The organism is Klebsiella sp. 10982, from assembly GCF_048589245.1.
In the GTDB taxonomy this organism is placed as follows: Bacteria; Pseudomonadota; Gammaproteobacteria; order Enterobacterales; family Enterobacteriaceae; genus Klebsiella; species Klebsiella quasivariicola.
The window spans coordinates 1-10,744 of the sequence record NZ_JBMAXV010000011.1 but is presented as its reverse complement, the minus strand read 5'-3'; the positions used below and the strand labels follow the sequence as shown (position 1 = coordinate 10,744).

At 49.5% G+C, this 10,744-nt stretch carries 12 protein-coding genes; 11 read left to right on the top strand and 1 reads right to left on the bottom strand.

Annotation, left to right across the window (positions count from 1 at the left end):
- The first annotated feature begins 5 nt into the window (after positions 1–5).
- The 5 genes from ACKLKD_RS11320 (at position 6) to ACKLKD_RS11300 (ending at position 4,460) form a co-directional block, all read left to right on the top strand.
- A complete protein-coding gene (locus tag ACKLKD_RS11320) occupies positions 6–1,511 on the top strand; it encodes a tail fiber domain-containing protein (RefSeq protein WP_087804866.1) in 1,506 nt (501 codons plus the stop codon).
- 87 nt (positions 1,512–1,598) lie between these two features.
- Complete coding sequence (locus tag ACKLKD_RS11315) at positions 1,599–1,913, top strand: hypothetical protein (RefSeq protein WP_049140301.1); 315 nt, start codon at positions 1,599–1,601, stop codon at positions 1,911–1,913.
- Positions 1,914–1,923: 10 nt separating this feature from the next.
- Entirely contained in the window at positions 1,924–2,613 is a 690-nt protein-coding gene (locus ACKLKD_RS11310) for a hypothetical protein (protein WP_087804869.1), read from the top strand.
- Positions 2,613–2,870 carry a hypothetical protein gene (locus ACKLKD_RS11305; protein WP_064186116.1) on the top strand — a complete coding sequence of 86 codons (258 nt, stop codon included), beginning with the start codon at positions 2,613–2,615 and terminating at the stop codon, positions 2,868–2,870. Before ACKLKD_RS11310 ends, ACKLKD_RS11305 begins: the two co-directional genes overlap by 1 nt.
- Before the next feature lie 648 nt (positions 2,871–3,518).
- Complete coding sequence (locus ACKLKD_RS11300; RefSeq protein ID WP_087804870.1) at positions 3,519–4,460, top strand: lysozyme inhibitor LprI family protein; 942 nt, start codon at positions 3,519–3,521, stop codon at positions 4,458–4,460.
- Positions 4,461–4,929: 469 nt separating this feature from the next.
- On the opposite strand, the gene ACKLKD_RS11295 is transcribed toward ACKLKD_RS11300, so the two are convergent.
- Positions 4,930–5,283, bottom strand: a complete 354-nt coding sequence (locus ACKLKD_RS11295; protein ID WP_132312486.1) for a hypothetical protein — start codon at positions 5,281–5,283, stop codon at positions 4,930–4,932.
- 313 nt (positions 5,284–5,596) lie between these two features.
- Here ACKLKD_RS11295 and ACKLKD_RS11290 point away from each other — a divergent pair, with 313 nt between their 5' ends.
- From ACKLKD_RS11290 to ACKLKD_RS11265, 6 genes are all read left to right on the top strand, one after another.
- Complete coding sequence (locus ACKLKD_RS11290) at positions 5,597–6,262, top strand: division plane positioning ATPase MipZ (protein WP_087804887.1); 666 nt, start codon at positions 5,597–5,599, stop codon at positions 6,260–6,262.
- 2 nt (positions 6,263–6,264) lie between these two features.
- The gene (locus tag ACKLKD_RS11285; protein WP_049140148.1) at positions 6,265–6,705 is read left to right on the top strand and encodes a hypothetical protein; all 441 of its coding nucleotides are present in this window, start codon (positions 6,265–6,267) and stop codon (positions 6,703–6,705) included.
- 458 nt (positions 6,706–7,163) lie between these two features.
- Positions 7,164–7,886, top strand: coding sequence for a hypothetical protein (locus tag ACKLKD_RS11280; protein ID WP_087804873.1), 723 nt, complete (start codon positions 7,164–7,166; stop codon positions 7,884–7,886).
- Positions 7,887–7,951: 65 nt separating this feature from the next.
- Entirely contained in the window at positions 7,952–9,301 is a 1,350-nt protein-coding gene (locus ACKLKD_RS11275) for a DnaB-like helicase C-terminal domain-containing protein (RefSeq protein WP_049140150.1), read from the top strand.
- Between the two features lie 132 nt (positions 9,302–9,433).
- Positions 9,434–10,552, top strand: a complete 1,119-nt coding sequence (locus ACKLKD_RS11270) for a DNA primase (RefSeq protein WP_087804875.1) — start codon at positions 9,434–9,436, stop codon at positions 10,550–10,552.
- A partial coding sequence (locus tag ACKLKD_RS11265; protein ID WP_420061971.1) for a hypothetical protein occupies positions 10,549–10,744 on the top strand: 196 nt, incomplete at its 3' end. The genes ACKLKD_RS11270 and ACKLKD_RS11265, both read left to right, overlap by 4 nt.

The window sequence follows — 10,744 nt, the reverse complement described above, 5'->3', positions numbered from 1 at the left end:
GAAAAATGAGTATGTATGAAGTTGGCACCATCGCGGGTGCCGCAAACCAGGCGAAAGTGACTGGTACAACGACCAAGTGGTCCAATGCCGCGCTGGGTGTCCAGCAAGGTTCTATTCTGGTTGTTTACAGGAGCGGCAATGCCGATCTGTATGCGATCAAGTCTGTCGATAGCGACACGCAGTTAACGCTGTCCAGAAATATCACTGTCGCTTTCTCTGGCGCGTCGTATGGCATTATTACGTCAGAGACAGCCAGCACGTCAGCTTTTGCCAATCAGCTCGCCAGCGCGTTCTCCCTTTGGCGTAGCGTCGTCGAAGGATGGTCTGCTGCGCTGACGTCGACGGGCAACATTACGATGACAGATCCCATCACAGGAGTGTCAGTTACGATCCCTGCCATTAATGGGATGGCCAGGATTGCCGGCGGCAACAATTTAACCGGAACGCAGAGTCTCGACAGCGACGACTCCGGGTTTATTCTCGGCAGGAATGGCGACATTGGTCTGGTTAAAAAGAGCGGGACCTACGGAAAGCTCATGGTCGGCAAGTCGACCCGATTCTCCCTCGTGAGAAGTGCCAATGACAGGATTTCGGCATCCGATGAACAGACGGAGATTTTTGGCATTGAGAGTAACGGTGACGCCAAAGTCGCAAATTCACTTTATGTTAAAGGCGTTGTGCAAAGTGATTATCAGGTTAGAGCACAAAGTATCGAGCTTTCATTCTCCTCGCCTTACATCGATTTTCATTATGGGAATAGCGCAGCCGACTATACTCATCGAATTATTGCGGATGATCCGGTGGCGTTGGGGTTTGAGTGCAGTATAAGAGTTTCCAAAAATATAAGAGCGCAAGAAGGTATAAAAGCAGATAAGTATGTACGCGCGGCCAGTCGTTCTGGTTTCATTGCGCAATATGACAGTGACCCCGGCGGAAATAACGGTGATATTCGAGTTGCCCCAATCTTGTGCAGCCAATTCGCAACTGTAGGCTATGATGGAAACGGGAACGCTGGCTCGAATTTTTGGTTTGAGGAACACATAGGTAATAACCACCGTCTGGTAACTCAGGTCAAGGGATATGGTGCGGCGGTTCAGTATTGGCATCATCGCAGCGATGGGATGATTTGGAATAGTCAACGTGGGGATGTGGCGTGGGCTGCAACCTCTGATAAAAATCTCAAGCATGACATTAAACCCACAGACGGTCGACAGTCTCTGGATAACATCAACGCTATGGATCTCGTTACGTTTGTTTATAACGATGACGAACAAGGCAGAACGAGACGTGGCGTGATAGCGCAGCAACTTCAGGAGATTGACCCATGCTATGTGAAGACTAGTCGTGGCGAAATACTCAAAGATGAAACTGAAGACGGCACGGGGACTCCGGTTGTTGTTGAGAAGCTCGTTCTGGACACCAACCCTCTCTTGATGGATGCACTGAGTGCCATTCAGGTTTTGTCGAGAGAGATTGAATCCCTAAAAGCTGAGTTAGCCTTGCGCTCTTAGCTTGCGATGATATGTAAGTGTATACATACTAGCCTAGTGCGGCTATCATACAGGCTGGAATCGGTTTGACAGACATGGAGGACGAAAATGTCAAACGAAATGCACGGTGTGAGCCGCACGGAAGTGGAGCGCATTGCGCAAATTGTCGCACGAGAGGTCTTGCAGGGCTTGCGCGACGAGGTTGGGGAAGAGGTCGATAAGCGCCTTAAGGCTTATCTCGGAGACATGACGTCGACGCAGCACAGCATTCAACACGCGAATCTGGACAAGCTGCTCAACCGAATGGACGCCATCTCAAGCGGATTTTTCGGTGGGGTCGTTTCGAAGGTGACGTCTTTCCTGATCACAGCATTGCTGCTGGGGCTTGCAGCATACGGCGTTAAAAGTGGAATTGGACAGTAAGGGGAAAAGGATGACTCCAAGAGGTATTCGCAACAACAACCCAGGCAACCTGGATAATACGAACCCGTGGCAAGGTCTTGTGGCCAACAAGAACGAATCGCGGTTCGCGTCATTCAAGGATGCGACATGGGGGATTCGTGCATTAGCGGTCACGCTGATCACTTATCACGACAAGCGCAAAGCGAAAGACGGCTCTCGAATCGACACGATCCGCGAAGTTGTCGAGCGCTGGGCGCCACCGTCCGAAAACGACACCGTGGCTTACGTTAAGGCGGTGTCCAAGGCGGTTGGCGTGTCGCCAGATATGGAAATCGATTTGCACCAGTACCAGATCCTGAAGCCTACCGTCGAGGCGATTATTCGTCACGAAAACGGGCAGGGTCCGCTGAAGACGGCAAATACGTGGTATTCCGACGACGTCATCGACGAAGGTTTACGCCGTGCCGGTGTTGTGAAGCCGACCAAGGCAATGAAGTCCATCCCTGTTACCAAGGAGACGGCCGGCGCTTCATTGACCGCCTCTCTCGGTATTGCACAGCTGGCGCAGATTGCACCGCAGATCAACGATGCAATGAACAAGGCGCAGGACAACATTTCCAGCGGTGATTGGGTGCGCATTGGGTTTGGTGTCGCGACGATCGTGATTGCCGGCTTCATTGCCTGGTCGCAGGTTCGCAAGTATCAGAAAGGGACAATCTGATGGGTTTAGTAGTCGCTTTGATTAGTAAGTTCAAAGTGGCGCTGGCGACGGTTTCGGCCGTCGTTTTAGTGCTTTTCGGCGCTTACATGTTAGGTGGTCGCTCTGCTCGGCGAGCGGTCGAAATTAAAGAGATCCGCGAAGAAGGTCTTCGCAATAAGAAAATCGTAGAGGCAAAGGTTGAAACATCAAAGCAAGTTGCAAGTCGGTCTGATGATGCCGTGCATTCTGAGCTTCAGTCTGATTGGATGCGCGATTGAAAAGCCGGTCACAATAGGCTTTTGTGACGTGTCGGCACCAATATACGCAAGTCGATCCGATCTCATGACGCCGGAAACGGAGCGTCAGATCCTCGAACATAATTTACTAGGTAAGAGACTGTGTGCTTGGGGAAAAAAGAAATCCGTTGATTGATGGCTGAGCGCCCACATTTAGAGGCGCTCGTTTTTTTTGTTAGTTGTATTAGCTCAAACTTGATCTTACACTTTTACTGTATAGGGCTTAACCTAAGCTGACAGTCCGCTCTGTGCCAGGAGCGGAAGTTGCTAAGTTTGGTCTGCATTAATTTGAAGGGAGCAGAACACATGAGCCAAGAACGAATTTCTGCGAAATTTTTTTCGTGCACCGCGGAGGTGAAAGGTCATAAATGGTACGCCAGCACCGACTTTACCTAGCTTTTTTTAAGTTCAGCAGCAAAACCTGCCTTGCAGGTTTCCTGCGTCGGGATAATCGATACTGAACCTTGTGCATACCGTTCTCATCAGTTAAATTAAGGATTCCACACTCTTTGCCGATATCACCTTGGTTCTTGCTTGTGATGCGTTCAGTGTTCAGCGCTGTTTGCTGTAGCCCTCCAGACTGATTACAGACCGCCTCTTAAAAGCCAATCCTTACTCTAAAGGGAACTCATGAGATTAAAATACTCAGCACTCTTACTCGCCGTTGCCATTACAGGCTGTGATAACAAAAAAGACGTGATCGGTTGTTCCTCTGAAATGACCCAGTCAGCTCTCATGGATTTAATAAAAAAATCTGCTTATGAAGGTCTCTCTGAACAGGTCGACAAATACCCTGACGTCACTAATCAGACCAAACGAAGCGCTTTGGACAAGATTAAACTGACCATCTCTGAAATCTCCACAACTTCAAGTGACACGGGCAGCACAATGAAAACTTGTGAAGGGACCGTGACGATGACCCTACCTGCGAACGAGTACGCACAGCTTTCTGATGCTTACAGAAAGAACTTTAACCGTAATCTCGACAAGCAAATGGAAAGCCTGTCTTTGGATAACAACGCAAACGCCTTTTCAAAACGCATCTCCTACACCGCACAGGCAACCGACGATCAGAAAAACGTTTTTGTGAAAGCTACTTCTAACAACCCAATATCAGTGGGTGCCGCTGCACTGACATCGCTTTCCATCATCAACCCGATCGTTGAGCAGCAAAAAATCCAGCAGGCTAAGGATGCCCAGCGAAGTCAAATTGAAGCGGAACAACAGGCACAACTCAGGGCGCAGCAACAGGATAAATATGAGGCGGAGCAGCAGGTTCAGCAAACCATTCAACAACAATCCTACCAGCAGCCTCAGCAACAAAAAGCTGACAACCTTGATCAGTCCCGAATGGCTTTTGCGAATGCTGACTCTGATTTGAATACCGCTTGGAGCACATTAACACCAGAGAAGAAAAAAGAGTTGCTGCCTTCTCAGCGCCAGTGGATCAAAACTAAGGACGCTATGTGCGGCAAAGTTTCAATGCAGGGAACAGATGCTGAAGTCAAGAAAATGCTCGACTGCCAGACGCAAATGACCCTTTCAAGGACCGCGTTCTTCAGAAATCAATAGCGGAAACTCCCTTCAATCTGGTGGCCAAGGCTAAGCTGGCGCCAGCGTAATGCGGGATAATTTCAGCCGTTGTTCCCTGATGCCCCACGCCGGATATTTTACTCGCGGTTAGAACGGGATTTTGGGACGTAAATATTTCATTAAAGGCGATGACCATCATAGTCATCGACTACATGAATTTTCTGTTAAAGATATGCAAGTATTAAGACATCTTACTTTCCGTGATTACCAATGATGTTAATCGTTGCAGGCACTCAAAAAAGAATTCATCGATCATCAATTGCAACAAGAATTGCTTGTCCGGGATCGAAAAATACAAATTAAATTTGTTACTGGAAAGTGCTGTCTAATTAATCGGGAACGCTCCACTGCCATGAGTAAAATGTCTGCACTTCGCTCAAAGCAGACTGTCAGATTTGGTTGCATTTTGCCTACGCAAACTGTCAGTTCGAGCCTGAGCTAATACATGTTAGTTGCAGCCTGACTGGTTGCAAAAATGTGTGTAGCTCTCGCCTTGTGAGTTAATCCCGCTAACCGTGTAGCTCCCGCCACCAGTGTTTGTTCTGGTTTCGTTCCAGTTTGCGCCATTAGATGCAGTCCCTGTTGTGTAGGTGTTGCCACCACCCATAGACGTTGTCGTTTGATTCCAGGTAGTCCCGTCCTGGCTTGAGCCGTTTACCGTGGTCATGTTGCCAGATCGCATCACGGTGTAGTTGTTGCCGTTGTCGTCGTTGCAGGTTGAGAACGACTCGCTTCCGATACATTGTGCATAGGATGCGACGGATGATAGAGACAGAATTGCGGCGAAAACGATTCTTTTCATTTTGTTGAGCCTTGTGTGTATTTGTTTTCAGATGTGTCTTAGTTTTTCGAACTGAATGAATCGTACTTCAAATTAAAAAAACCACAAGATGCACCTGATTAATGTCCGCACATCGTCGCAACGTAACGCATTTTGAGACGTTCTAATTGTTACTGGTACGTTTGCTTATCGATCCTCTCTCCATGCCACCAGCGCCCCAATCCCTTCGTTTAAAACGACATCAAAACCAAGCTATTGCATTTTACAGCGAATCGAAAAGCGGCTAGTATTCCCTAAACAAGAAAACAACATGTTTACTAACGAGGCAGTGTATATGCAAACTACCGTTATAGTTGTTGGTGGAACAAAAGGCGGGCCGGGCAAATCAACAATCGCCCAGCAAATAGCCGCCTATCTCATCCTGAAAAAGAAAAAAACCGTGTTCATTCTCGATATCGACCCCCAGATGACGACCGCTCGCTGGTGCGAAGACCGCTCTGAGAATGAAGATCTGACCATCATCCCATTCGCCGCCAAACAGCACGATATCGATCAGACTATCGCCAGCTTGCGAGGAAGATATGACTTTGTGGTTATCGATGCAGGGGGCTTTGACTCCGACATTCAGCGACATGCTCTGAGACACTCTGACGTTGTTCTTCTGCCGCTAAGACCGAAACGTCGCGATCTGCGTTCACTTGGCGATGTGGATACCGTTGTCGCGGCAGCCAGAGCGTCTAATCCAGATCTGAAAGCCTACGTCGTCATGAATCAGTGTCCGTCACTGCCGTCTCAGGCGAAGCGCATTCTGGTGGCGAAGGATGTATGTGAGACGTTTGGTCTGGAAACCACACCGGTCAATCTTTACAACCGCAACGTGTACGACGATGCAGAGTGGGCGGGGCGTTCCATCTTTGAAGTGACTGGCTCTGAACGTGATCCGAAAGCGGAATCGGAAATTCAAGAAGTCACCAATTTTATTCTTTCTGGAGGTAATTAAGCATGGCGGACGATTTGAAGAAGGCTGGTGGGTTTGGTGACTTGACAAGCGGTGCTCGTCAATCGAAGCGCATCGAAGAAGCCGACAAACCGGCTCGCGTATCAAACAAGACCCAAGGCGCTCCACTGAAAGGTAAGACGGCAATCAGAAGTCGCACCATCAGCCTGGAAGAAGAGTACGTTGAGTTCATGGAAGTTCTGGTTAAGCGCCTTCCTGACCTAAGCCTGTCACGGTCAGATATCGTCCGTGTTGCACTGGTCGCTCTCAGCAAGATGAAAGCCGAGAAGCTGAAGTCTGTCATCGAACAGAACCGTTTGACCACCAGCAATGAAGTCGGTCTTCGCATTACCGAACTGGAGCGAGAGTTTGACAAAGCTGAACGAGAAGAGCTGTTGAAGACTATCACGCCGGAAGAGCTGGAAAGGCTAATTGACCGCAGCTGATTTTGGAAAGCTGGCCTACCCCTATATGTTTTAAGATCTTTTAAAAGAAAGTTATTAAATATATACAGAGCTAGGCTTTTTAACGCATTCAAAAGGCTTGAAAAGACAACACCCAGATACCTTTCAGGTACTGGCTGTTAACGTCAAAACCCAGAGTCAAAACCACGGAGCCAGGCATCTTTCAGATGCCTTACTCCGTTCAGTTAAAGACGGTTCTGGGGTGATTGTTTAAGCCAAAACCCAGCCTTTTCTTCCTTCAAAAAGACCTAGCTCTGTATATCTTTTAATACTTTCTTTTAAAGTCTTTAAAAACATATAGGGGTATTCGACGTTCACCCCAGACCTCAAAAAGAAGCCGCCAAAGAACCTACATTTCCCACTTTCAAAAATCACGCAGCCACATTACACTTGGCACAATTGTAAGTATGTAAGTGTATATATACATAGGCATCATAAAAATGATAAAGCTGCACATGGCGCTGGATTTCGAAAAGTACGACATTCTGGAGACGATGGATACCGCGACAATGGACTTGTGGGTATCCCAGCACGTCGGTCTTTCCCGATGCAAGGCTGAATCGTCGCTGTACACCAGTAAGTGGTTCGACTACCGCATCATGCACCCTCTTGTGGCCACCTGTCTTTTTACCGAAGTGTATAAGCTCAAACACTCCCAGATTACCCGTACCCACGGAAGAGAGGATCTGGTGAGAGCCTACTTCACCACAGGTTTGAAGAGAGTTTCATACCTTGACATGTCGAAGGCGAACATCACGTCTCTTTGGAAAGCGAGGCAGGTGGCGGACAGGTACTGCGTCCCATACGACTACTTTGTCGAGACCATCCTCAGCATCGCAGCATCGAGACTATGGGATAAGCTGCCGCGACCGCAGCATATGTGGCAGGAAGATCTCATTGAGATTTTTGAAGAGAAGATGAAGACGCGCATGAAGACCACCTTCGACGATTCCGATTTCAGCTTCCAGAACGCATCCCAGATTGTCAACCGTGAAATTCAGATGGCTTATTGCCAGTGGATCATCAACCGCGTGAAGGATATGCCGTCCAGCAAGCGTGTTTACGCTATCGCTAATGTCGCCGTCCTGAATCGCCTCGTGCCGATGTCCGTCATGCAGAAGTGCTTTCCGGCCGAGTCGGAGAGAGCTCAGGTCTTCTGTTGATGCCCTTGTGTAGTTTGAAATAATTAACCCATGAAACAAGTTGTTTAGGAAATAAGAGAAAGGACATGTCAGAAGATACCAGCGTATTGCACACCGGTAAGCCACTGTCTGAAGAGTTTAACGACGACTTTCAGAACCGCCTGGCCGCCTATTTTTGTCGCGACTTCCAGTTCACCAGCCGCGCCGGTGATTTGGTTGAGCCCGATCAGTTTTCAAGTGCAGCCAACGGCTTTCTGGTAGACCTGGTCGGTTCGTACTTCAAGATGTACCGCAGCATTCCTTCGACGAAGGTGCTGGTCGAGCTTGTTCTTCAGGCCAACAAAAAGGGTCGCATCCGCGCCGAGCTCATGCCAGATATTAAGGCGGCGATTGCCCGCTGCATCAAAGAGCCGCTGACGGACACGAATTACATGGTCGATAAGGTGGCCACGTTCGCTCGTTCCTGTGCTTTCGATGACGCGCTGATCAAAGCCGCCACGCTGAAGGAGAAGGGCGAGTTCGAGAAAGCGATGGTCGTCATGAACAAGGTCAACATGGTTGGCGCTTCAGGCGCAGACGATGTTTACGATTATCTGGCCCGTGAAGAGGAACGTCTGGCCGCGCGTGACTTTGAAGCGTCGGATGATTACGTGCCAAACTCCATTCCGACCGGCGTCCGCATTCTGGATAAGACGCTTTATCAGAAGGGCTGGGGCCGCCGTGAGATGGTTCTGATTATGGGCTTCGCTAAAGCAGGTAAGTCGACTGCGATGGGCGAGTTCGCAGTAAACGCAATTCTAGCGGGTTATAACGCGCTCTACGTCTCTCTGGAAGTACACACATCCATTTTGTCAGACAGGTTCGATGCGCGTCTCTCTGAGCTTCCTATGGAGAAATTGACGGAACGACGCGATGAGGTGCATCGGAAGCTACGCGATATCGGCGCGGATGGGAAACTCGGTTCGCTATGGATTGTCGAGCGTCCGTCTGGCTCCTTCTCACCGGCAGACCTGGACCGTCTTATCGATAGCATGGGAGCATCCGGGAAGAAGGTCGATATGGTTGTTGTCGACTATGCCGATCTGATGAGAGCGACGAACCCATCCAAAGACGACCGCGTTGATGTGAAGAACATTTACACCGATCTTCGTGCCGTGTTCGATAAACATAACGTTGCAGGTATGACTGCTTCGCAGACAAACCGTGACGGTGGCAGTGCAGAAACAGCGACCATGATGCACGCCGCAGACAACATCGAGAAGGTCCGTATCGCCGACCTGATTATCTCAATCAACAAAACGGAAGAGGAAGCGGAGAAAGGCGAAGCGCGTTTGTTCTTTGCGGGCTCTCGTAACCAGAAAGGCGGGTTTGCTCTGCGTGTCCAGCAAGATCTGGAGCAAATGCGATTCATTAAGAGCGTGTTAGGCGTCATCTAAAAAAAACAGGTGCGAGCTGACGCTACGCACCTTATTTCAGAATCGAAATCAAGCTTCACCGGTTTTTGGAACCGAGAAAATACACATGAGATTAAATCTTACCAAAAGCGCCATTTCTGGCAAGAGGTAGATATGTCAGAGCTTCAGGAACTATCAGAAGAGCTGGACTTCGAGCAGTGGCTTGACTCCGAGGGCGTAACGTATCGTCGCGGTTCTGTTTCGTCTCGCGGTCGAGAGCTGAATATCAAAGAGTGTCCGCACTGCGGCAGCGCCGGCTGGAAACTTTATTTCAACGTAACGACCGGTTTGGGTAAGTGCTTCGCGGGCGATCACCCGGAAGACGTTCAGTTTAACAAGCTGACATTCATGAAAAGCCATTTAGGTTGCAACTGGACGCAGCTTAAACAGGCGATCAAAGACGAGCTCCGTCAGCAGGGCTGGAAGCCAAAGACAACCGAAGAAGAGACGCTGGAAAGCAAGCGGGAGCTGGTCAGCGATCTGACGTTGCCATTTCACTACATGCTTCCCATCGAGGGCCAGCTGCCAACGTATCTGGTGGAGCGAAACGTGGGCGTCGACCTGACCACGTATTTCGATTTGCGCTACTGCGTGAGCGGCCAGCACGTCTATCTCGACTATGTGACGAAGAAGCCGAAGATGCAGTGTTTCGATATGCGCATCCTGATCCCCGTCTACAGTCTCGATGGTGAGATGAAGACGTTCCAGGGGCGTGACGTCACCGGCGTAGCGGAGAAGCGCTACCTCTTCCCCAACGGACTGCCGGCGTCGGGGAAATTTCTCTACAACGGCCACAATGCGATTGGCAAAAAGACGGTCGTCGTTTGTGAAGGTGTTTTCGATGTCATAGGGGCCAAGCGAGCGCTGGCGACGGAAATGTCCATCAGAGAGCTTGTGGAGCCAGTGGGGACGTTCGGTATGCACTTGAGTGGAAACGTCCGTGGTGAGGATGAAGACCAGCTGGGGGCGTTTCTGGAGCTCAAAAAGCAGGGGCTGGAAACCGTCGTCATGATGTGGGATAGCGAGAAGCAAGCGATACACAACACGTTTGGCGCGGCCAGACGTCTTATTTCGATTGGGTTGAAAGTCAGGATCGCCTGTTTGGGCGAGGAAGGGCTCGACCCAGGCTCAGCAACTAACGAGCAAATCATCCTGGCCTTCTATCGTGCCAAGCAGTACACCAAGGCACTGGAAATGATGGCAATGTTAAAAGGAATCGAGGCGTTAAAATGAAAGAGATCAGAGCGTTTGTCGAAAGAGAGGCGAAGTTCGTATTCGCGCACTTGCTTGAAAATAAGGGGATCACCGCGAAAAGACGACAGACCATCGAAGAGCGAAGCATTGATTACGCGGTCAACTTACTGCCTCGCAAGGAAATTTTTGATGACGTGATAATGATGACGCAACCCGGATGCATCGCAGCAG

What these genes read in the sequence shown, in the direction of transcription:
- ACKLKD_RS11320 (WP_087804866.1), top strand. Translation starts at nt 6, where the DNA reads ATGAGTATGTATGAAGTTGGCACCATCGCGGGTGCCGCAAACCAGGCG.
- ACKLKD_RS11270 (WP_087804875.1), top strand. Translation starts at nt 9,434, where the DNA reads ATGTCAGAGCTTCAGGAACTATCAGAAGAGCTGGACTTCGAGCAGTGG.
- ACKLKD_RS11290 (WP_087804887.1), top strand. Translation starts at nt 5,597, where the DNA reads ATGCAAACTACCGTTATAGTTGTTGGTGGAACAAAAGGCGGGCCGGGC.
- ACKLKD_RS11315 (WP_049140301.1), top strand. Translation starts at nt 1,599, where the DNA reads ATGTCAAACGAAATGCACGGTGTGAGCCGCACGGAAGTGGAGCGCATT.
- ACKLKD_RS11275 (WP_049140150.1), top strand. Translation starts at nt 7,952, where the DNA reads ATGTCAGAAGATACCAGCGTATTGCACACCGGTAAGCCACTGTCTGAA.
- ACKLKD_RS11295 (WP_132312486.1), bottom strand. Translation starts at nt 5,283, where the DNA reads ATGAAAAGAATCGTTTTCGCCGCAATTCTGTCTCTATCATCCGTCGCA.
- ACKLKD_RS11285 (WP_049140148.1), top strand. Translation starts at nt 6,265, where the DNA reads ATGGCGGACGATTTGAAGAAGGCTGGTGGGTTTGGTGACTTGACAAGC.
- ACKLKD_RS11300 (WP_087804870.1), top strand. Translation starts at nt 3,519, where the DNA reads ATGAGATTAAAATACTCAGCACTCTTACTCGCCGTTGCCATTACAGGC.
- ACKLKD_RS11305 (WP_064186116.1), top strand. Translation starts at nt 2,613, where the DNA reads ATGGGTTTAGTAGTCGCTTTGATTAGTAAGTTCAAAGTGGCGCTGGCG.
- ACKLKD_RS11310 (WP_087804869.1), top strand. Translation starts at nt 1,924, where the DNA reads ATGACTCCAAGAGGTATTCGCAACAACAACCCAGGCAACCTGGATAAT.
- ACKLKD_RS11280 (WP_087804873.1), top strand. Translation starts at nt 7,164, where the DNA reads ATGATAAAGCTGCACATGGCGCTGGATTTCGAAAAGTACGACATTCTG.